16 protein-coding genes are annotated in these 21,773 nt (G+C 72.3%); 7 read left to right on the top strand and 9 right to left on the bottom strand.

The window, feature by feature from the left end:
* Positions 1 to 94: 94 nt before the first annotated feature.
* The 3 genes from RF647_RS03840 to RF647_RS03830 form a co-directional block, all read right to left on the bottom strand.
* Positions 95 to 1,315 carry a heparan-alpha-glucosaminide N-acetyltransferase domain-containing protein gene (locus RF647_RS03840; RefSeq protein ID WP_368810586.1) on the bottom strand — a complete coding sequence of 407 codons (1,221 nt, stop codon included), beginning with the start codon at positions 1,313 to 1,315 and terminating at the stop codon, positions 95 to 97.
* Positions 1,305 to 5,279, bottom strand: a complete 3,975-nt coding sequence (locus tag RF647_RS03835) for a Pls/PosA family non-ribosomal peptide synthetase (RefSeq protein WP_368810718.1) — start codon at positions 5,277 to 5,279, stop codon at positions 1,305 to 1,307. The genes RF647_RS03840 and RF647_RS03835 overlap by 11 nt, the downstream gene beginning before the upstream one ends.
* A gap of 432 nt (positions 5,280 to 5,711) precedes the next feature.
* Positions 5,712 to 6,740 carry a hypothetical protein gene (locus RF647_RS03830; RefSeq protein WP_368810585.1) on the bottom strand — a complete coding sequence of 343 codons (1,029 nt, stop codon included), beginning with the start codon at positions 6,738 to 6,740 and terminating at the stop codon, positions 5,712 to 5,714.
* A 198-nt stretch (positions 6,741 to 6,938) separates the two neighbouring features.
* Between RF647_RS03830 and RF647_RS03825 the strand changes: the two genes are divergently transcribed.
* Positions 6,939 to 8,393, top strand: a complete 1,455-nt coding sequence (locus RF647_RS03825; protein WP_368810717.1) for an amino acid permease — start codon at positions 6,939 to 6,941, stop codon at positions 8,391 to 8,393.
* A 159-nt stretch (positions 8,394 to 8,552) separates the two neighbouring features.
* On the opposite strand, the gene RF647_RS03820 is transcribed toward RF647_RS03825, so the two are convergent.
* Positions 8,553 to 9,275 carry a sirohydrochlorin chelatase gene (locus tag RF647_RS03820; protein ID WP_368810584.1) on the bottom strand — a complete coding sequence of 241 codons (723 nt, stop codon included), beginning with the start codon at positions 9,273 to 9,275 and terminating at the stop codon, positions 8,553 to 8,555.
* Between the two features lie 143 nt (positions 9,276 to 9,418).
* Between RF647_RS03820 and cobA the strand changes: the two genes are divergently transcribed.
* From cobA to RF647_RS03795, 5 genes are all read left to right on the top strand, one after another.
* On the top strand, positions 9,419 to 10,441 hold the full coding sequence (gene cobA, locus RF647_RS03815; RefSeq protein ID WP_368810583.1) for a uroporphyrinogen-III C-methyltransferase: 1,023 nt from the start codon (positions 9,419 to 9,421) through the stop codon (positions 10,439 to 10,441).
* A complete protein-coding gene (locus RF647_RS03810) occupies positions 10,431 to 11,282 on the top strand; it encodes a uroporphyrinogen-III synthase (RefSeq protein ID WP_368810582.1) in 852 nt (283 codons plus the stop codon). Before cobA ends, RF647_RS03810 begins: the two co-directional genes overlap by 11 nt.
* Before the next feature lie 374 nt (positions 11,283 to 11,656).
* Positions 11,657 to 12,310 carry a deoxyribose-phosphate aldolase gene (gene deoC / locus RF647_RS03805; RefSeq protein WP_368810581.1) on the top strand — a complete coding sequence of 218 codons (654 nt, stop codon included), beginning with the start codon at positions 11,657 to 11,659 and terminating at the stop codon, positions 12,308 to 12,310.
* A gap of 219 nt (positions 12,311 to 12,529) precedes the next feature.
* Positions 12,530 to 12,970, top strand: coding sequence for a hypothetical protein (locus RF647_RS03800; RefSeq protein WP_368810580.1), 441 nt, complete (start codon positions 12,530 to 12,532; stop codon positions 12,968 to 12,970).
* Between the two features lie 176 nt (positions 12,971 to 13,146).
* On the top strand, positions 13,147 to 13,590 hold the full coding sequence (locus tag RF647_RS03795) for a hypothetical protein (RefSeq protein WP_368810579.1): 444 nt from the start codon (positions 13,147 to 13,149) through the stop codon (positions 13,588 to 13,590).
* Between the two features lie 118 nt (positions 13,591 to 13,708).
* Here RF647_RS03795 and mfd read toward each other — a convergent pair whose 3' ends face one another.
* Positions 13,709 to 17,428: a transcription-repair coupling factor gene (mfd, locus tag RF647_RS03790; RefSeq protein WP_368810578.1), complete on the bottom strand. Its 3,720-nt coding sequence runs from the start codon at positions 17,426 to 17,428 to the stop codon at positions 13,709 to 13,711.
* 210 nt (positions 17,429 to 17,638) lie between these two features.
* Between mfd and RF647_RS03785 the strand changes: the two genes are divergently transcribed.
* On the top strand, positions 17,639 to 18,136 hold the full coding sequence (locus RF647_RS03785) for a DUF2505 domain-containing protein (RefSeq protein WP_368810577.1): 498 nt from the start codon (positions 17,639 to 17,641) through the stop codon (positions 18,134 to 18,136).
* A 154-nt stretch (positions 18,137 to 18,290) separates the two neighbouring features.
* Here RF647_RS03785 and RF647_RS03780 read toward each other — a convergent pair whose 3' ends face one another.
* The 4 genes from RF647_RS03780 to RF647_RS03765 form a co-directional block, all read right to left on the bottom strand.
* Positions 18,291 to 19,199, bottom strand: coding sequence for a PIG-L deacetylase family protein (locus tag RF647_RS03780; RefSeq protein WP_368810576.1), 909 nt, complete (start codon positions 19,197 to 19,199; stop codon positions 18,291 to 18,293).
* 154 nt (positions 19,200 to 19,353) lie between these two features.
* Positions 19,354 to 20,154 (bottom strand): hypothetical protein, encoded by an 801-nt coding sequence (locus RF647_RS03775; RefSeq protein WP_368810575.1) that lies wholly within the window; start codon positions 20,152 to 20,154, stop codon positions 19,354 to 19,356.
* Between the two features lie 112 nt (positions 20,155 to 20,266).
* Positions 20,267 to 20,845 carry an aminoacyl-tRNA hydrolase gene (pth, locus tag RF647_RS03770; protein WP_368810574.1) on the bottom strand — a complete coding sequence of 193 codons (579 nt, stop codon included), beginning with the start codon at positions 20,843 to 20,845 and terminating at the stop codon, positions 20,267 to 20,269.
* 106 nt (positions 20,846 to 20,951) lie between these two features.
* A complete protein-coding gene (locus RF647_RS03765; protein ID WP_126346453.1) occupies positions 20,952 to 21,563 on the bottom strand; it encodes a 50S ribosomal protein L25/general stress protein Ctc in 612 nt (203 codons plus the stop codon).
* Between the last annotated feature and the right edge of the window lie 210 nt (positions 21,564 to 21,773).

Below are 21,773 nucleotides of genomic sequence, written 5' to 3'. Positions count from 1 at the left end.
TCCCCCATGTGTGCGCGTTTCCCCAGGATCGAACTGGGGAGTTGCGCTCACATGGGGGACTCGACGGTCACGGCGGGGCCGCGGGGTCGCAAGGTCAGCGGGCGGCGACGCTCCCGGCGATGCGCTTCGAGGTGCGGGCCACCAGCTTCTCGAGCGGGCCCTGGCCCACGGCGCGCTGCCACGCGACGGCCAGGAGGCCGAACACGGCCACCTGCATCCAGAACCAGAACCCGGGGTGCAGGTCGTAGACCTCGGTGCCGAGGAACAGCAGGTGCAGGGTGTAGAGCGTGAACGTCATGGACCCGGCGGCCGCCAGCGGCGTGAGCGCCTTGCCGATCAGCCGGGCCAGGAGCAGGAACGCCCCGAGGGCGAACGCGGCCATGCCGAGGCTCAGGAGCAGCGCCACGGGCGTATTGCTGTGCGGGGCGGGCACCATCAGCCACCACAGGGTGGTGGTCGGCAGGGACGGGTCCGGGCCGAAGACGAGGATCTCGTCGATCTGCTCCTCGGTCAGCCACGGGGTGGCCTCCCAGATCCGGTCGTAGACGCCGAGGGCCAGCAACGCGCCCATCGACACCGTCCAGGAGAGCAGGGCCAGCGCCGCGCCGGCGCCCACGAGCCACAGCTGCACCCGCCGGCTCGTGAGGTTCATCCGGCCCAGGGCGATCCCCGCGCACAGGTAGGCCATGTACGGCAGCGCCGGGTAGGTGCCGGTCAGCAGCAGCTGGGAGAGCACGGTGACCGGGTCGGTGACCAGGTTCCACAGGGTGGGGTTGCCGTACACGTGCGCGGGCAGGACGTCCACGGCCCACTGCATGAGGAACGGGGCCAGCACGGTGAACGCCACCGCGCTGATCAGCAGGTGCCGGATGCGCAGGCCCAGGAACGGGATGGCGAGCAGGAAGAACATCCCGTAGTAGATGAGGATGTTGTCCACCGGCAGGGCCACGAAGCCCACGAGGAACCCGACGAGGGCGATCACCGCGGCGCGGCCCACCAGTCCCGCCCGGTCCCCGGCCAGCCGCCGGCCCGTGTGCGGGGTGCGGCCCCCGGAGAGGAACGCGAGACTCACCCCGGCCAGGGTTGCGAAGAGGGCGGCCGAGTGCCCGGCGAACAGGGACCAGCTCAGGGAGGCTCGCTCGTTCTCCGCGTCCCAGAACGGCAGGGTGTGCACGGCGACCATCCCGAGCAGGGCGAAGCCCCGGGCGGCGTCCACGCCGACCAGCCGCCGCCGGGTGCGCCGCCCGGAGGCGCCGGGGACGTTGAGCACCGCGGTGCCCCCGCCGCGCGTGGCGGCCGCGTGCTCAGCGCTCATGGGTCGCACCTCCGGTGGGAAGGGCCTCGGCGTGCAGCGGACGGATCGGGTTGCCGCCCCAGGTGCTGCCGGCGGGCACGGTCTCCTGGGCCATGACCAGGGAGCCGGGGCTCACCGTGGCGCCGGCCTCCACGGTGCTGCCGGGCAGGACGAAGCTGTTGGGCCCCAGGGTGGAGCCCGCCTCCATCGACACCGGCTGCAGCCGCATGATGCGGTCGTGGAACAGGTGGGTCTGGAGCACGGTCCCGCGGTTGACGGACACGCCGCGGCCCAGGTGCACCAGGTCGAACTCGGGCAGCCACCAGGTCTCGCACCACACGCCGCGCTCGATCTTCGCGCCCATGAGCCGGGCCCAGGCGTTGAACACCGGGGAGCCGACGGCCAGCCGGATCAGACCGGGCACCGCCAGGGACTCCGCGAAGGTGTCGGCGAGCTCGTTGCGCCACACGAAGGAGCTGAACAGGGGGCGCTCGCCCTCGCGGAAGCGGCCCATGAGGGCCCACTTGACCAGCACGGGGATGAGGGCGGCCACCACGCCGGCGGCGAGCACCACGGGCGTTGCCCACAGCAGCGCCGAGACGATGCCGTCGAGGCCTCCCCCGGCCCGCATGTACACGGTGGTGAGCACGAAGACGATCGCGAGGTCGATCCACGCGGTGACCATGAAGGGCACGGCGCGCAGGGACTCGACGAGCGTGCGGGCCACGACCAGGCGCCGGCGGGGCTGGTAGGTGACGGCCTCGTCCGCGGTGTCGGTGACGCGGCTGATCGGCTCGGGCAGCCGGCCCAGCCAGGAGGTGCCGCGCTCGGCGTCGGCCGGGGCGGAGGAGAGCACGGCGACCAGGGAGTCCTCGGGGACGTCCCGGTCCGGGCCCACGATCGCGGAGTTGCCCACGAAGGAGCGCTCCCCCACGGTCGAGGGGCCCACGTGGATCCAGCCGAAGCCGGTCCGGGCGGAGCTGACCATCGAGTGGTCGGCCATGAAGGAGCCGGACTTGAAGGTGGTGAGGTGCGGCAGGGTCTCCACGGTGGAGATCTCCACCTGGCTGCCCACCCGGGCGCCCAGCAACCGCAGGAAGAACGGCGTGGCGATGGAGGCGTAGACCGGGTAGGTGGAGACGAGGCTCTTCTGCAGCAGCACGCCCGTGAGCCACACGGCCCAGCCCACGGTCCCGTCGGCGGGATGGTGGCCGGGACGGATCAGCAGGGCGAGCGCGCGCACGATCAGCACGAGCAGGGCGAGGTAGACGAGGACCGTGAGCACGGCGAAGACGGGCACCCACAGGGCCATGACGGGGAAGACGAGCTCGTAGAGCTCGAGCCCGCGCACCTGGGTGAAGACGATCAGCGCGCCCGGGACCACGGCCAGCACGGGCAGGATGCCGACCGTGCCGAGGCCCAGGGCGTACAGCAGCCCGGTCAGGAACCGGTTGCTGTGGCCGGGGGCCCACTCGAGCCAGGACTCCCCGGCGGGGCCGAGGTCCACGAGCGGGGAGCCGCCCTGCAGGCGGCCGGCGGGAACGGTGCCGGTGACGTGGGAGCCGGGGTCGACCTCCGCGCCGGCCTCCACCACCGCACCCGGGCTCAGGAGCGTGCGGGTGCCGACCCGGGCGTTCTCGCCCACGGTCACGTCGCCGAGGTGGAAAACGTCGCCCTCGAGCCAGTAGCCGGAGAGGTCGACTTCGTGCTCGATCGCGGCGCCGTCGCCGATGCGGGCCATGCCGCTGACGGGAGGCATCGTGTCGAGGTGGGCGTGGCGGCCCACCTGGTTGCCGAGCAGCCGGAAGAACAGCACCATCACGGGGGCGCCCATGAGGGGCTCGAACTTGTTGAACATCAGCACCCGCTCGGCCATCCAGACCCGCAGGTGGGTCCAGGAGCCGCGGGCGTGGGCGCCGGGGCGCAGCCGGAAGGTCAGCAGCCGGATGAACAGCGCGGTGAGCACCAGTCGGCCGGGCAGGGCGAAGAGCACGAGCCAGCCGAGAACCAGGGGCAGCAGCGGGGGGTTCGGGACCCAGCCCGCGCCCAGCACGTTGAAGAGCAGCCAGACGACGATCGAGGCGCCCAGGACGTAGCGCAGCCCCGAGACGGCGTAGAGGGCCGTGAGGAAGGGGACCTGGACGAGGCCGTTCCAGCGGGGGACGTCCGCCACCCGGCGCTCGCGCGCGGCGTCCTGGGCGACGACGTCCACGGGCGCCAGCGTGGTCAGGTACTCGTGCATCCCGGCGAGCGTGGGGTGCCGGTAGATCTCGGCGATCGCGGCGTCCGGGTAGGTGCGGCGGATCTCGGAGACGAGCTTGGCCACCGCCACGGACGTGCCGCCCAGGACGAAGAAGTCGCTGTCCTCGTCGATGGGCAGGGGGCCGAGCTGGTCCGCCCACAGGGCGGCGAGCCACTCGAGCTCGGCATCGATCTGCGAGGCCTCTGCGGCGGCGCCGGTGGAGGGCAGCGGCCAGGGCAGGGCCTTGCGGTCCACCTTGCCGGAGGTCTTCAGGGGGAGCTCGTCCATCAGGGTCAGCGCGGGCACCATCTGGCCCGGCAGCCGGTCGGCGAGCAGGCGGCGGGCGTCGGCGAGGTCCACCGAGCCCGGGGCCTCGGCCACGAGGTAGCCCACGAGGACCTGGTTGCCGGCCGGGGTGGTGTGCACGGCGGCGGCGCCCGCCTGCACGCCGGGCAGCCGCGACATCTGCTCGTCGATCTCGCCCATCTCCACGCGCCGGCCGGAGATCTTGACCTGGTCGTCGGCGCGGCCCACGAAGACGATGCCCTCGGGGTCGGCGCGCACGAGGTCCCCGGAGCGGTAGGCCCGCTCCCAGCCCAGGGTGTCCATGGGCGCGAACTTCTCGGCGTCCTTGGCGGGGTCCAGGTAGCGGCCCAGTCCCACGCCGCCGATGATCAGCTCGCCCTCCTCGCCCCAGCGCACGGGGTTGCCGGAGGTGTCGACGATCGCCAGCTCCCACCCGGGCAGCGGCAGGCCGATGCGCACCGGCGGCTCGCCGGTGAGCACGGCGCCGGTCGCGATGACCGTGGCCTCGGTGGGGCCGTAGGTGTTCCAGACCTCGCGGCCGGGGTGCACCAGGCGGGCGGCGAGCTCGTTGGGGCACGCCTCCCCGCCGAAGATGAGCAGGCGGATGCGGCTCAGCGCCTCGGCCGGCCACATCGACGCGAGCGTCGGCACGGTGGAGACGGCGGTGATGTCCCGCTCGACGAGCCACGGACCGAGGTCGGTGCCCGAGCGCACCACGGCGCGGGGGGCGGGGACCAGGGCGGCGCCGGAGCGCCAGGCCAGCCACATCTCCTCGCACGAGGCGTCGAAGGCCACGGAGAGCCCCGCCATCACGCGGTCGCCCGGGCCCAGGGGGCGCCGGGGCAGGTAGAGCTCGGCCTCGGCGTCCACGAGGGCTGCGGCCGAGAGGTGGCTGATCGCCACGCCCTTGGGCTTGCCGGTGGACCCGGAGGTGAAGATGATCCAGGCGTCGTCGCCCGTGCCGGGCTGCTGGCAGTCCGCTCCCGCGCGGACGCCGGTTCGGGGCCGGAGGGACAGGTCCGCGCCGTAGACGGCGCACACCGAGGCCTCCTCCCAGACCGTGTTCGCCCGCTCGTCCGGGTCGTCGAAGTCGACCGGGACGTAGGCGGCGCCGGCGAAGATCGTGCCGAGGACGGCCACGTAGAGGTCCACGGTCCCGGAGGGGACGCGGATGCCCACGCGGTCCCCGCGGCCGATGTCGAGGTCCCACAGGCGCTGGGCCTGGGCCTCGACGCGCTCGAGGAACTCGGCGTAGCTGAGCACCGTGGTGCCGTCGTCGAGGGCCACTGCGTCCGGGTGGCGCGAGACGGTGTCCATGACGATGTCCACGAGCGTGCGCGGGGCCGGCGGGGGCGAGACGGGGAAGACGGCGCGGCCCGGGACCTGCGGCATGGGCTGCGTGTGCAGCGCGCGGTCGAGGACCTCGCCATCCTCCATCGGGTCCTGCTCCGGGTAGCGGTCCTCGAGCAGGTGCCGACCGCCTCCCTGGCGGGTCGAGCCGCTGCGCGTGGTTGGGCGCACTGTCATTGAATCCCCCATCGACTTCACTGCCGCTGCGGATCTGCACAGCGGCCGGTGCCGACAGGAAGGACGGGCCCAGGGACCGGACGGACCGGACGGAAGGCACCCCGGGGGCACGCGCGCCGGATCAGCGCGGTGCCGAGAGTGTGTGTTCGGCCGTGATGCCCCCGCATCGGCCTTCCCCCTGAGCCGGCTCCCCTGCCAGCTTTGCTTACTGCACCGTACGGTCGGTGCTATTGCATATGCAAGCCGACAGGGCACCCGTCGTCCGCCCCCCGAGTGGAGCCTCCTCCCGCTGTGCCCCGCCATTCCGCGGATCCGTTCCTGACCTGCGACGACGACGAGAGATCAGTCACGTCCCCTCTTGGGGGGCTCCGTCGGGGGTTCCCCCGAGAGCTCCGCCGAGCGCTCTGCCGGGGACTCCCCGGCGGTCATCGCGGCGTCGAGCACCCGGGCCTCGGGCAGCTCGAAGTGGTTTACTCCCTCGCGGTAGCGCACGCTGGTCCGCGCCCAGCCGGCGTCCTCGTACCAGGCGTGCCCGGCGGCCGCCGCGGAGAGTGCGTCGAACGGGGCGTAGGGGTCGGTGCCGTCGTCCTCGAGGCCCACGTCCCAGTGCAGGACGAGCTGCTCGAGCTGCTCGTCCGTCGGCTCCGAGGTCCCGGTGGACGGCGCCCCGCCGCCGCCGGAGAGCACCGCGCCGCCGCCCTGCAGGAAGTCCGCGCGGTCGGCCAGCAGCTCGTAGCTGATGAACTCGGCGCCCCCGGAGTATCCGTGCAGCCACGTGCGGGAGCGGTCGATGTCGTACTCGGCGAAGATCCGCCGCTCGGCCAGGGCCAGGAACCACTCGGCGTTGCCGTCGAGGTCCTCCCACCAGGTGGGCTCGCCCTGCCGGTCCGGGGTGCGGGGGGCCACGAGCACCGCGTTGTGCGAGCGCGCCACCTCCGCGAGGCAGGAGACCTTGTGCTCCGGGTGCTCGTACTCGTAGGCCCCGTCCCCGTGCAGGCGGAAGACCACGCCGACCGGCTCGCTCCAGTCGATGCCGTCGGCGAAGACGTGGTAGCTGCTGGTCGTGCCCTCGTGCTCGAAGGGCACGTCGAGCCGGTCCGAGGCCCCCTCCGCCCAGCGCCGTCCGCCGGAGAGCACCAGGCCGGTGCTGAGCGGGCGGGCTCCGCCGCGCGGGGTAGTGCTCACGTCCTCGAGGCCGTAGGGGGCGCAGGAGACCTGCTCCTCCGGCCCCGGGGCCGGCGTCCACGCCCACCGGGCGGCGAGCGTCGCGGCGACCAGGGCCAGGAGGGCGCCGGTGAGAATGGCCACATCCACGACCCAGCGGGATCCGCGGCGCGGCGCGGCCTCGCCCGGATCCGCATGCGTTTTCACCCGTCCATCCTAGGCGGAAGCACCGGCGGCGGCCTCCCGCCGAATTTCGGTTTCGCAACCGGTCCCCCATAATCGGCCAGGACCGTTCGGGGGGACGGCGCCCCCACTTCCTCCTTCCGGGTCCGTCCACCGCACCAGAGGAGAAGATTCCGCGTGACCACCACCGCACGCCCTCGGACCGGGCAGAGCGCTACTGAGATCCAGGAGCAGCCGCCGGCCCAGGACAGGCTGCGCCGCAGCCTCAAGCCCCGCCACCTGACCATGATCGCAATGGGCGGGGCCATCGGCACCGGCCTGTTCGTGGCCTCGGGCAACACCATCGCCACCGCCGGGCCGGGAGGGGCGCTCCTGGCCTACGTGGTCATCGGCTTCATGGTCTTCCTGCTCATGCAGAGCCTCGGCGAGATGGCCACCTATCTGCCGGTCTCGGGCGCGTTCGAGGAGTACTCGACCCGCTTCGTGAGCCCGTCCTTCGGCTTCGCCATCGGCTGGAACTACTGGTACAACTGGGCGATCACCGTGGCCGCCGAGCTCGTGGCCGCCGCGCTGATCATGCGCTACTGGTTCCCCGACTTGCCCTCCTGGATCTGGTCCGGGTCCTTCCTGGCCATCCTGTTCGCCCTCAACGCGCTGAGCGCCCGGGCCTACGGCGAGAGCGAGTTCTGGTTCTCCCTCGTCAAGGTCGTCACGATCGTGCTCTTCCTCGGGCTCGGCATCCTGATGATCGTCGGGATCCTGGGCGGCGAGTCGCCCGGCTTCGAGAACTGGACCACCGGGGAGGCGCCCTTCGTGGGCGGCGGCCTCGGCATCCTGGCGATCTTCATGGTGGCCGGCTTCTCCTTCCAGGGCACCGAGCTCGTGGGCGTGGCCGCCGGCGAGGCGGACAACCCCGAGAAGAACGTGCCCAGGGCCATCCGCACCGTGTTCGTGCGCATCCTGCTCTTCTACGTGGGCGCGATCACCGTGATCGGCTTCCTCATCCCCTACACCAGCCCCAACCTGCTCACGAACAGCGTCGAGGACATCTCGATCTCCCCGTTCACCCTGGTCTTCCAGAACGCGGGCGTGCTGGCGGCGGCCTCCGTGATGAACGCGGTGATCCTCACCGCCATCCTCTCGGCAGGCAACTCCGGGCTCTACGCCTCCACCCGCATGCTCTGGGCGCTGGCCGACAGCGGCAAGGCCCCGCGTTTCCTGGCCAAGGTGAACCGCCGCGGCGTGCCCATGAACGCGCTGATCGCCACCACCCTGGTGGGCGGGGCGTCCTTCCTCACCACCTTCATCGGGGACGGGGACGCCTACGTGTGGCTGGTCAGCGCCTCCGGCCTGGCCGGGTTCATCGTGTGGATGGGCATCGCCTGGAGCCACTACCGCTTCCGCAAGGCGTACACCGCCCAGGGCCACGACCTCGCCGACCTGCCCTACCGGGCACGGTTCTTCCCGCTGGGCCCCCTGGTGGCGCTCGTGTTGTGCGCCGTGGTGATCCTGGGGCAGAACTACCAGGCGTTCATCGGCGACATGGACCTCATGGCCGCCCTGACCGCTTACATCGGCCTGCCGCTGTTCCTGGCCCTGTGGTTCGGCCACAAGCTGGTCACCGGCTCGACCATGGTCCGCTACGAGGACGCCGACCTCACCCGCCCGCGCGACTGACCACCCGACCCATTTCCGCCACTCGCCCCGCCGAGCCCCCACACTCCGGACGCCATTTCCGCCGAGCCCCCAATGCAGGTGCAATTCCCCAGACTTGATGTGGGAACGCGCGCCCGCATTGGGGGCTCGGCGCACCGGGTGGCCAAAGCTGGCGAGCGCTCAGGCCACCGAGCGGTAGCGGGAGACCACTACGTCCACCAGCTCGGCGGGGACCTCTCCCTCCGGCACGGCCAGCGGGTCGGTGTCCACGTCCGCACCGGCTTTCCGGGAGAGGTCCAGGAAGTAGCCGGGCGCCAGGAGGTAGTTGGCGACGACGACGCGCCCCCCGTCCGCCAGGCCGGCCCGGGCGGAGGACACCGCCTCGGCCACGCGCGGGCGCGCGGCGGCCAGGTAGGACACGGTCACGGGCCGCTCCAGCTCCTCGGCCAGCAGGTCCGCCACTGCGGCGCAGTCCACCACCGCGCGGCGGTCGGAGGACCCGGCGGTGGCCAGCACCACGGCGTCGTGCTCCGCCAGCGGGGCCCCGGCGGCCGTGCAGGCCTCGTGCACCCGCCGGGCGAGCAGCCGGGCGAGCGCCCGGTCGGGGCCCAGGGCGGCCGAGACCCGGTGGAGGTCGTCGGCGGCGACCGCCTCGGCCACGTCCACGTAGACGTGGTAGCCGGCGGAGAGCAGCAGCGGCACCACCACCGCGGGGTGCCCGGCGTACTGCTCGGTGCGCTCGGCCAGGTCGGGGGTCTGCACGTCCACCCATGTGGGCACCACCTCGACGTCCGGCAGCTCGGCGGCGACGGCGTCCACGAGGCGCTGCACGGCGGTGCGCCCGAACGGGGAGCTGGTGCCGTGGGCGCAGGCGAGCAGGACGGGGGCGTCAGAGGTCGTCATGGCTCCCAGCCTACGAAACACGGCCCGCAGCGGTCGCCGGCGTCACGCGACGTCACGGGGGCAACCGTGCTGTAACACGCGTGCCGCATCCTGGTAGTGGCGGCCGGCCCGCCACGACCCCCGCTCTGCCCCTGGAGGACCGCATGCTGTTGACCGCCGACCTCACCGGAGTCCCGGTGCTCGTCCTCGGCGCCCCGGACGACGCCCGCCGCGCCCGGCGCCGCTACGAGGCGGCCGGCGCCGCCGTCCGTTCCGTGGCCGAGCCCGCGCTGCTCGGCCCAGCCGACCTCGCGGGCGTCGCGCTCGCCGTGGTCGTGGGCCCGGCGGCGCAGCGCTGGCGCGAGGCCCTGGACGCGGCCGGCGCCCGCGTGCCCGTGGTGCAGGAGCCCACGGCCCGCACCGGCGGCCGGGTGACCCTGGTCGGCGGCGGCCCCGGCGCGGACGACCTGCTCACCGTGCGCGCCGTGGCGGCCCTGCAAGACGCGGACGTCGTCTTCGTCGACCGGCTCGCCCCCGCGGGTGCGGTGGCCGCCGCGGCCCCCGGCGCCGAGATCGTCCCGGTCGGCAAGACCCCCGGCCACCACCCGGTCCCGCAGTCGCAGATCCAGGACCTCATGGTGGAGCACGCCCTGGCCGGCCGCTCGGTGGTCCGGCTCAAGGGCGGGGACCCCTACGTCTTCGGCCGCGGCGCCGAGGAGCTCGCCGCGTGCGCCGCCCACGGCATCCCCGTGGACGTGGTCCCGGGGATCACCAGCGCGGTCTCGGTGCCGGGCGCGGCCGGGATCCCCGTGACCTTCCGCGAGGTCTCCCGGATGTTCACGGTCGCCTCCGGGCACGTGCCGTTCTCCGAGGCGGAGCTCGCCCACTTCGCCGGCCTCGGCGCCGGCGGCGGCACCCTGGTGGTGCTCATGGGCGTGGCCACCTTCCCCCACCTGGTGGCCGGCCTCGTCCGCAACGGCGCCGACCCGAAGACCCCGCTGGCCGTGGTGGAGCGCGGGTTCACCGACCGGCAGCGCTCGACGATCACCACGCTTGCCACCGCGGTTGCGGACACCGCGGCGGCGGGCTGCGGCTCGCCCGCCGTCGTCGTCGTCGGCCCCGTGGTCCGCCTGGCGACCGCCGAGCGGGACGCGTTCCTCGCGGAGGTCACCGCCCATGGCTGCTGAGGACCTGCCCCTGACCGGCCGGGTGGTGGGCGTGACCGCGCACCGCCGCTCCGAGGACCAGATCGCGGCCCTCGAACGCCGCGGCGCCCGCGTGCTGCACGCCCCCGCCCTGCGCGTGGAGCCGGTCGGCGAGGACGCCGGGCTCGCGGCCGCCTCCCGGGCGATGTTCGAGGCCCGCCCGGACCTCGTGCTGCTGACCACCGGCTACGGCCTGCGCCGCTGGCACGACGCCGCCGTGGCCCAGGGCTTCGACGCGGACCTGCTGCTGTGCCTGCGCGAGGCCGCCGTCTACGTGCGCGGGCCCAAGGGCCGGGGCGCCGTGCGCGGCCTGGGCCTGGAGGACGCCGGGATGTCCGCGGACGAGACCACCGCCGGGCTCGTGGACCTCGTCCTGGCCGAGCACGGCGGGGACCTCACCGGGCGCACGATCGGCCTGCAGCTGCACGGGATCGCCGACGTGGTCCAGCGCCGCCGGCTCACCGACGCCGGGGCCCGCGTGCTCACCGTGACCCCCTACCGGTGGGCCTCCGCCGACGACGCCGGGCAGGTCCCCGTGCTCGTGCGCGAGGCCGCCGCCGGGCGTGTGGACGCCGTGACGTTCACCGCCGCGCCAGCCGTGGATGCCCTGTTCAGCACGGCCGAGGAACTGGGCCTGCACGAGGAGCTGCTGGCGGCGTTCCGCAGCGGGATGCTCGCCGCGACCGTGGGGCCCGTGACGGCCGCGCCGCTTCTGGAGCTCGGGATCGAGCCGCTCGTGCCGGAGCGCTTCCGGATGGGCGCGATGCTCAAACAGCTCACCGACGCCCTGTCCGGCGCACAGCCCGACGACGACGGGCGGTAGCCGCTCCGCCCCCGGGAGAACCCGGCGCCTGGGCGGGCGCGGGACGATTGCGGGGGCGCGCCAGGACGGGGGTCAGGGGAACCGGGGGTATCCCGACGCACCCCTGCGACCGCTCGGCAACCACCAAGGCCGCAGGTCAGGCGGACATTTTGTTCGCCGTGCACCGAATGTAGCAGATCACACCGGATTAGCGAACACTTTCCTGATGTAATTGTGTCGGAATGGTCACGGCCCTCGGTCCGACGGGATCGCCACGTCTCCACAGGGTCTTCCGCCGATCCGTGAGCCGGGTATGCCGCGGGGGCATCATCGGGGTCTTCCGGCGGCGGCCGGTAGGCTGAGCGCGACCCGCCCGTCCTGTCGAAAGGCCGCCCGTGACCACCCCCCAGCTCGCCTCCTACGTCGACCACACGCTGCTCAAGCCGGAGGCGTCCCGCGAGCAGATCGCCACCCTGTGCGCGGAGGCCAGGCAGTACGGCTTCGCCTCGGTGTGCACCAACCCGCTGTGGACGCCCTTCGTGCGGGAGCAGCTCGCGGGCAGCGACGTGCTGACCTGCGCCGTGGTCGGCTTCCCGCTGGGCGCGTCCGCCACGGAGGTCAAGGCGTTCGAGACCGCCACGGCCGTGGCCGCCGGGGCCGACGAGATCGACATGGTCATCGACATCGCCGCCGCCCGCGCCGGCGAGCGCGAGCGGGTCGAGGCCGATGTGCGCGCCGTCGCCGAGGCCGCCCACCAGGGCGGGGCCCGGCTCAAGGTGATCATCGAGACGTGCCTGCTCACCGACGAGCAGAAGGTCCTCGCCTGCGAGGCGGCCGTGGCCGCCGGTGCGGACTACGTGAAGACCTCCACGGGCTTCTCGACCGCCGGGGCCACCGTGGAGGACGTCCGGCTGATGCGCGCGACAGTGGGTCCGGACATCGGTGTCAAGGCCTCCGGCGGGATCCGCACCCGCGAGGACGCCCTGGCGATGATCGAGGCCGGCGCCTCCCGGATCGGCGCCAGCAGCGGTCCCGCCCTCCTCGGCTGAGTCCACCGCCGGCCGGCCGAGCGCGTCCGATCCTGCTCGGCAGAGCGCTCCGACTCCTTCGCGGCCGGCCGCACCGGTCTGGCTCCGATGCACCCTCTACGGGGCCCGCCGCGCCCTCCACCGGGCACCGCCGCGGGCTGCGCCCGAGCGACTAGACTGGCCCCGAACGCCCCGCGGCCGCCGTGGCCGGCCGCTCCCATCGTCAGAAGGATTGGATCCATGGCCAACCGAGCCCAGTCGTCCACCAGCACCGCGGCGGACGCGACGCCCAGCGGCCGCAGCGGCGGCGCGACCGTCCGCTCGCACTCGGGCCAGGGACGCACGGTCAACAACCTGATCTTCCTCGTGCTGTGCATGGGAATCATGATCGGCAGCTTCATCGCCTTCGCCAGCTACCCGAACAGCCCGCTGATCTGGTTCATCGGCCTGGGCCTCTACGCCCTGGCGCTGCTGATCCCGGTGGGCATCCTGCAGAACAGCACCGCGAAGAAGGCCGAGGGCGGGCGCACGATCCTCATGCACGTCCCGCCGAGCACGGAGGTCGCCGGCGAGCCGACCACCGCGGCGGCCTTCCCGGACCCGCCCCGCAACATCGGCACCCGGGACGCCGAGGTCCGCGCCGAGCACCAGAACGACGCCCTGGGCAAGGCGACACAGTAGCCGGCCCGCACGACGGCTCAAGGCCCCCTCCCGCCCCCGCGGGAGGGGGCCGTCGGCGTTGGGGACGAGGCGGTCGCGCGGAGCATCCGGGCGTCGGTCGGTGCGACTAGACTGGCCGGGAATGCTTCGCGGCCGCTCGTGACCGGCCGCCTCCCACCGCCAGAAGGGTTAGATCCATGGCCAACAGAGCCCAGTCCTCCACCAGCGCCTCGGCGGACGCGTCGACCGGCCGCAGCGGCGGCGCCACGGTGCGCTCGCACTCCGGTCAGGGACGCACGGTCAACAACCTCGTGTTCCTCGCGCTGTGCATGGCCATCATGATCGGCAGCTTCATCGCCTTCGCCAGCTACCCCAACAGCCCGCTGATCTGGTTCGTCGGCCTGGGCCTCTATGCCCTGGCGCTGCTCATCCCGGTGGGCATCCTGCAGAACAGCACCGCCAAGAAGGCCTTCGGCGGCCGCACGGTCCTCATGGACGTCCCCTCCTCGACCGAGGTCCCCGCCATGGGCCAGGGCCGCACCGCCGCCGACTTCGACGACGGGCCCCGCGACATCCGCGAGCGCGACGCCAACACCGCGGCCGTCCACCACGGCGACAAGTACGGCAAGAACGTCGAGTAGGGCCGCGCCGGGTCCGACGACGACCCGACGACCGCTCGCACCGCAAAGGTCCCCTCCCCGGTGGGAGGGGACCTTTTCCATACCCGGTGACCCGGACGGCGGAGGCCGCGCCGACGGATCAGGCCGTGGCCGGCTCCTTCGCGAAGACGGACTCGACCACGCCGCGGGCCCAGGCGAGCACCGCGCCGTCCACGAGGTCCTTGCCGCCGATCCGCTCGGTCTTGGGCTTGGGGATGAGCACCTGGTAGGTGTCGGTGCCGGGCACCGCCTTGACCTGCGCGCCCGGGTAGAGGCGGGTGAGCCGCATCTGCCGGGACTCGGGGAGGTCGGCCGGGGCGAAGCGGACCATGCTGCCCTGCGCCGCGACGTCGGTGAGGCCGGCGGCGCGGGCGGTCACCCGGAAGCGGGCGACCTCGAGCAGGTTCTGCACGGGCTCGGGCACCTCACCGTAGCGGTCCACGAGCTCGTCGGCGACCTCCTGGATCGCTTCCTCCGTGGCGGCGTTGGCGAGGTTGCGGTAGGCCTCCAGGCGCAGCCGCTCCCCCGGGACGTAGTCGTGCGGCAGATAGGCGTTGACCGGCAGCTCGATCTTCATCTCGGTGGGCCGCTCGTCCTCCTCGCCGCGGTACTCGGCGACGGCCTCGCCCACCAGGCGCAGGTACATGTCGAAGCCCACCCCGGCGATGTGCCCGGACTGCTCCCCGCCCAGCAGGTTGCCGGCGCCGCGGATCTCGAGGTCCTTGACGGCCAGCTGCATGCCGGCGCCGAGCTCGTTGTGGGCGGCGACGGCCTTGAGCCGCTCCAGCGCCGTCTCGGAGAGCGGCTTCTCGGCCTGGTACAGGAAGTAGGCGTAGGCCCGCTCCCGGCCGCGGCCCACGCGTCCGCGCAGCTGGTGGAGCTGCGAGAGGCCGTAGCGGTCCGCGCCGTCGACGATCAGGGTGTTGGCGTTGGCGATGTCCAGGCCGGTCTCCACGATGGTGGTGCACACCAGGACGTCGAACTTCTTCTCCCAGAAGTCCACGATGATCTGCTCGAGCCGGGACTCGGACATCTGCCCGTGCGCCACGGCGATTCGCGCCTCCGGCACGAGCTCGGCGATCTCCTTGGCCTTGCGCTCGATCGAGGAGACCCGGTTGTGGATGTAGAAGACCTGGCCCTCGCGCATGAGTTCGCGCCGGACGGCGGCGGAGACCTGCTTGTCGGTGTAGGCGCCCACGTAGGTGAGCACGGGGTGGCGCTCCTCCGGCGGGGTGGCCAGGGTGGAGGTCTCACGGATGCCGGTCAACGACATCTCGAGGGTGCGCGGGATGGGGGTCGCGGACATCGCCAGGACGTCCACGTTGGTGCGCATCGCCTTGAGCTTCTCCTTGTGCTCCACGCCGAAGCGCTGCTCCTCGTCGATGACCACGAGGCCGAGGTCCTTGAACTGGACCTCCTTGGACAGCAGCCGGTGGGTGCCGATCACCACGTCCACGGACCCGTCCTTCAGCCCGGCGAGCGTCTCCTTGGTCTCCTTGGCGGTCTGGAACCGGGAGAGCGCGGCCAGGCGCACCGGGAAGCCGGAGAAGCGCTCGGTGAACGTCTCGGCGTGCTGCTGGGCCAGCAGCGTGGTGGGCACGAGCACGGCGACCTGCTTGCCGTCCTGCACGGCCTTGAACGCCGCGCGCACCGCCACCTCGGTCTTGCCGTAGCCCACGTCCCCGGAGATCAGCCGGTCCATGGGGACCTCCCGCTCCATGTCCGCCTTGACCTCGTCGATGGTGGTCAGCTGGTCCGGCGTCTCGATGTAGGGGAACGCCTCCTCGAGCTCGCGCTGCCACGGAGTGTCCTCCGCGAAGGCGTGCCCGCGGGAGGCCATCCGCGCCGAGTACAGGCGGATCAGCTCGTTGGCGATGTCCCGGACGGCCTTCTTGGCGGCGCGCTTGGTCTTGTTCCAGTCCGTCCCGCCCATCTTGGACAGGGTGGGGGTCTCGCCGCCCACGTAGTTGGTGACCTGGTCCAGCTGGTCGGTGGGCACAAACAGGCGGTCCCGCGGGCCGTTGCGCTTGGAGGGCGCGTACTCGAGCACCAGGTACTCGCGCACGGGCTTGGGCTGGCCCGGCTTGATCATCGCCCCGGCGATGGGCCGCTGGATGAGCTCCACGAACTGGCCGATGCCGTGCTGCTCGTGCACCACGAAGTCGCCCTGGCTCAGCGCCAGGGGGTCCACGGCGTTGCGCTTGCGCCGCACCGGGAGCTTGCGCATGTCCTTGGTGGTGTACGGGCTGGCCTTGCCCAGCAGGTCCGCCTCCGTGAGGAGCACGATTTTCGGGCCGTCCAGGGCGAAGCCCTTGCCGGCCACGGCGGTGGTGAGCTCCACGATCCCGGGCTGCGGCTGCTCGGCGAGGGTCTCACGGCGGGCGGCGGGGATCCCGGCCTCGTGCAGCAGCTCCGCGATCCGGGTCAGCGGACCAGGTCCTTCCGTGACGGCGACGACGCGCCAGCCGTCCGCCACCCGCCCCTGCAGGAACTCGAGCATCGCCTCGACGTCCCCGTGGAAGCCGAGCGGGTCCCGGGCCGCGACGGTGAGGGTGTCGGCGTCCGAGTCGATGAGGGCGATGTCCTCCGCGGCGGTGTCCGCGTCCACGTCCTGGCCGGCCACCGCGTTGACGTTGAGCGCCGTGACGGCCCACCAGCCGAGACCAGTTTCCAGCGCGGTGGCCCGGGCCTCGGCCAGGGTCTGGAAGGACCCGGAGGCCAGGGTGCGGCCCTCGCCGTCGTCGTTCCGGACGACGTGCTCGGCGGAGGTGATGTCGATGGGCGCGGACTGCCCGTCCGAGGCGGAGTCCCACGCGGCGAGGAGGAACTCCTCGTTGGTGGCCACGAGGTCGTGGGCGCGGGTGCGGACCTTCTCCGGCTCCATGACCACCACGAGCGAGCCGGGCGGGAGCAGGGACAACATGGGCACCAGGCCGTCCACCAGCAGCGGCGCGAGGGACTCCATGCCCTCCACGTAGATGCCGCCGGCGATCCGCTCGAGCATCGACTCCGCGCCGGGCAGGGAGTTCTTGAGCTTCGCGGCCCGGGACATCACGGACGGGGTGATGAGCACCTCGCGGCACGGCGGAGCCACGAGCCGCTCCGGGTGGCCCCCGGTGGTCAGGGTGCGCTGGTCGGCCACGGCGAACCAGCGCAGCTCGTCGACCTCGTCCCCGAAGAACTCGATCCGCACCGGGTGGTCCTCGACCGGCGAGAACACGTCGATGATCCCGCCGCGCACGGCGAACTCCCCCCGCCGGGTCACCATGTCCACCCGGGCGTAGGCGGCCTCCGCGAGCGAGGTCACGGCGGAGTCGAAGTCGAGCTCCTCGCCCCGGGCGAAGCGCACCGGGGCCATGTCCCCCAGACCTTCGACGACAGGCTGCAGCACCGAGCGGACAGGGGCCGTGACCACCCGCAGCGGGCGCTCGGCGTCCTTGCCGGCCAGCCGGCGCAGCACGTCCAGGCGGCGGCCCACGGTGTCGGAGCGCGGCGAGAGCCGCTCGTGCGGCAGGGTCTCCCAGGCCGGGAACTCCGCGACCTCCCCGGCCGGCAGGTACGCCCCCAGGGCGGCGGCGAGGTCCTCGGACTCGCGGCCGGTCGCGGTGACGGCCAGCAGCACCGGGGCGCGGGATCCGGCCGGTGCCGGCGCGTCGTCGAGGGCGCCGCGCAGCTGGGCCGTGAGCACCGCGCGCATCCCGTCCGGGGCGCTGATCACGGTCTCGGCGCTGCGCTCCCCCGGCGGCAGACCGGCCTGGGTGCGCAGATTGGCGAAGGAGCGCTCCGCCCCGAGGGCGGCGAGCAGTCCGGACAAAGTCATGGGTGAGCAGTCTCCTGGGACGCTGAGTGGGGTGCTGGTGGAGCACAGAGGCTGTCGGAGCCAACGTTCGCGGGTCCCAGCTTACTCCCGGGCCCCGACAGGGCCCCCTCCGGAACCCACAACCCAGGCCACAGCCCGGGCCCCGGGCGCCCGCCTACCATGGGAGCACGCAACCGCCGCTGCCGATCCGCCGCTACCGAGGAGTCCTCCATGGCCGTCACCGCCTCCACCACCGTCCCCGCTCCCCTCGACCAGGTCGTGGTGACCTTCACCGACGAGGAGTTCATCCGGCACGTGACCCACCGCGCCGGGGCCACCCTGGACTCGGTGGAGGTCGACGGGGACGTCGAGGCGCAGTTCGCCGTGACCACCGTGCGGACCATGGCCGCGGACCGGCTGCCGGAGATGGCCCGGAAGTTCGTGGGCTCCTCGGTGCAGCTCACCCAGGTGGACACCTATCACACCGCCGACGCGGACGGGGTCCGGGTGGTGCGCACCGAGATCTCCGTGGGCGCGCTGCCGGTCTCCGGCTCCGCCACCCAGACCCTCACCCCGCAGGGCGGGTCCACCGACGTGCACGTGCACTGTGTGGTCAAGGCCAACATCCCGTTCGTGGGCAAGATGGTCGCCGAGGCCGCCGAGCCGTTCATCGGCAAGGCCCTGTCCCTGCAGTCCCAGGAGGCCGAGGCCTGGCTCGCGAACCGCTGAGGCCTGGCCCGCACCCGGACCGGCGTCCTCGACCGAGTGCAGTTGCGGGGTCCGCCGAACGATACAGGTGGCCTCACCGCGTAGGAGGTACCCCGGTACCGGGCTGCCGCACCCGGTCCAGGCTGGAGGCCCCGGTCTGAGAAGTTCCCTGAGGTCAGAGGTCGCCGATGGCGGAGCCGAGCAGGCGGACCGGCTCGAAGGCCTCCGCATTGCTGTTCTTCGCCTGTGCTCCGCGGAAGGCGGCCATGGCTCTGACCCGTTGCGGGGTCATGTAGGGCTTGCCCGCCTGATTACGGTGCGTGAGCACGGCCTCGACCTTGACGTCGACGTAGCCGTCGATGTCCACGAACACGGACGGGTCGAAGTCGCGGGTCACCGACGGGGACTCGAAGCACAGGATCGAGTGGTGGGCCCGGGCGGCGCGCAGGGTGGCCTGGTGCACCGCGTAGTGGTCCTGGTGCTGGTCGTGGGCCGAGTGGGTGAAGACCACGTCCGGACCGAACTCCGTCATGGCGGACTCGATCGCCGCCACCATGTCGTTGCCGACTGTCTCCAGTCTCGTGTCCGGGAAGTCCAGCACACGCATGTCGCTCAGCCCTAGGAAAGAGGCCCCTTGGCGAGCCTCCTCAGGACGAGCTCTCGAATTCCCACCCACTTCTCCGGAGCTCATCACCAGGCCGCGGACCTCGTGGCCGGCATCGACCAACTTGGCCAGGGTCCCACCGCAGGCGAGCTCGAGATCGTCCGGGTGCGCCCCCACAGCCAGGATCTTGCGTCTCCGCGCCCGGACGGCAATGGGGATGCGGCGCTTGGTGACCACCAGACCCCACGCGCCGGTGGCAGCCAGGGTCAGCAGCGCGACCACGTCCTCGAGAAGCTCGCCCGGGTCGGCCAGCACACACCACAGGTTGAGCCCGAGCAGAACCGCGTAGGTGACGATGATGGCGTTGCGCAGCAGCTTCGCTCCGCGCACCAGCCGAGTGTGCTGCCCCGGTCGCGAACCCACGGCGATGTATCCGAGCACGATCACGCTCAGCAGCACGCCCGCCAAGGACAGCAACATGTTTCCCCCCAAAGACGGCTGACGTCTACGCTGGTCACTTCACGGCGTCGCGATCCCCCGATGCATCGCCGGACTTCTGAACAACGAGTCAATACCATCAGCAAACGACAGCCACCGCGAACCCTGACACTTGCCCGAGGTAACAATGCCCCGCTTACGTCATGGGTTCGGCGGGTCGACGTGGTCCTGGCTCGGCGGCCGGGTCCCACACCCGATAGAGACAGAATCCCGTCGTCGACGGCGGAGTCCGGCTCCAGTGCAGCGCCAGCACCAGGCAGGCGGTCATGCTCAACAGCTTCACCGTGACCCGGACATCCGCCAGCACGAGGGCCAGAGTGCCATCACCCAGTCCACCGCCGAAGGCGCTGAGCAGCACGTAGCTCACCGCCACCGCGCCGAGTGGCGCTGTCACAGCAAGCAGGATCAGCGCGGCCCTGCGGGCCGGAGCGGCACTCGTTGTGTACGAGCGGACTAGGGCGACGGAGAGCACGGTCCCGACCGCCACCCAGAAGGCGAGTCCTCCCAATTCCTGGCCGCCCGCTGCGGACAGCGCGGGCACTCGATGGTCCAGGTCGAGGAACGCGCCCGCGCGTTCGTGCAGGCGTAACAGGTCGTCCGCCACCATGACGAGAAGCACTGTTCCCCAGGTGCCCAGGATGCCGTGCTTCGGGACACGCCGAGCCAGCAGCACCAGCAGCACCGCGGCAGAACTCAGCTGCAGCAGACCCCAGAGTTCCACCAGAGAGCCGTCAGCGCCGCCGTTCCACACAGCGCGGCGGCGGAAGGGCAACGGCCACCACCCCTCCGGATCCGCTCGCACGAGCACCTGGTGCAGGCCGTGGGCCGACAGCAGCAGGGCGTCAACAGCCGCTACTCCCAGGAGCAGCTTTCCCGGCGTCGATGTTCCGAAGGCCTTCCAGCCGCGGCGCGGGCTGTCTCTCGTCCTCCAGCGCACCCCGCAGTCCTTCCCCCCGGTCGGCAGCGCGGCGGATCGGCCGCACACCTGCCGGGAGTCTAAGGAACCGACGGGCACTTAGATCGAGAGTGTCGTTTGTGAAGCGGGCGCGTCAGCGCGCGTGGAACTTCTGCTGCGCCTCGAGCAACCCGTACTCGACGAGGTGCTCGACCGCGTCGGCGGCGTCGTCGAGCAGGAAGGGCAGCTCCTTGCCCTCGGTGGAGGAGAACGGCTTGAGCACGTAGGAGGCGGCGTCCATCCGGCCCGGCGGGCGACCTACGCCCACCCGCACGCGGTAGTAGTCCTTGGTGGACAGGGCCTTGGACATGTCCCGCAGGCCGTTGTGCCCGCCCTCTCCCCCGCCGATCTTGAGCTTGAGGGCGGCGAAGGGGATGTCGATCTCGTCGTGCACGGCGATGACCCGCTCTGCGGGGATGTCGTAGAACTTGGCGAGGCCGGCCACGGGCCCGCCGGAGGTGTTCATGTAGGTCATGGGCTTGGCCAGGACTACGCGCGGGCCGCCCGGGCGCAGCCGGGACTCCAGGACCTGGGCGCGGGTCTTGTGCACCTTGAAGGTGCCGCCGAGCCGGGAGGCGAGCTCGTCGAGGACCATCTGCCCCACGTTGTGCCGGGTCCGGGCGTACTCGGGCCCGGGGTTGCCCAGTCCCACGACCAGCCATGCGTCGGACATCGGTGCCTCCATCGAAGTGGTGAAGAGAGCGGTCATGCGAAGTGCGGGGCGGCTCGCAAGCCGCCCCGCACTTCGCGGATCACGTGGATCGGGTGAGCGGTGAGGCTCAGGCCTCGTTCTCGGGGACCACGTCGCCCGTGGGGGCCTCGGTCTCGCCCTCGGTGTCGCCGAGGTCCTGGGCCTGGGGCTCGGAGACGTTGATGACCAGCAGCTCCGGGTCGGAGACCATGGTCACACCCTCGGGCAGGCGGACGTCGGCGGCGTAGACGTGGTCGCCCACTCCGTGGCCGTCGAGGTTGATGGTGACGGAGTCCGGCACGTTCAGGGCGTCGGCCTCGACGGTGAGGGTGTTCTCCTCGACGTTGTGCACGGCGGTCGGGTCGACCTCGCCGATGACGTGGACGGGGATCTCGACCTCGACGCGCTCGCCGCGGCGCACGGCGAGCAGGTCGATGTGCAGGATCTCCGGGCGCGTGGCGTGGCGCTGGATGTCCTTGACCATGACCAGCTGGGTGCTGCCCTCGACGTCGAGCTCGAGCACGGCGTTGGAGTGGCGCACGGCGAGCATGGTCTCGTGGCCGGGGATGATCACGTGCTGCGGCTCGGCGCCGTGGCCGTAGACGACCGCGGGGATCTGGTCGTTGTTGCGGATGCGGCGGGCGTAGCCCTTGCCGAAGTCGCTGCGCGTGGTGGCCGGGATGCGGATGGTGTCAGCCATGGGAACTCCTCGAAGTCGGGTCTGTCGTCTGAATGGCCAGGCGATACCGGCCGCAGACCCTCCCCCGTCGTCTGAACTCCGGGCCACGCGCCTCGCGGGGCGCCGCACCGGTGGGGGCGGGAACGTTCAACCAGCCGTCGTCGATCACGGGACCGCAGGGGTCCCCTCGCCTTGGCAACCGCACAAGGCTAGCACGGGCCGTAGGGAGGG

The organism is Kocuria sp. CPCC 205263 (assembly GCF_040981075.1).
GTDB lineage: Bacteria > Actinomycetota > Actinomycetes > Actinomycetales > Micrococcaceae > Kocuria > Kocuria rosea.
Note: the sequence above shows the minus strand (reverse complement) of the source record. Positions and strands in the feature narration are given on the sequence as shown.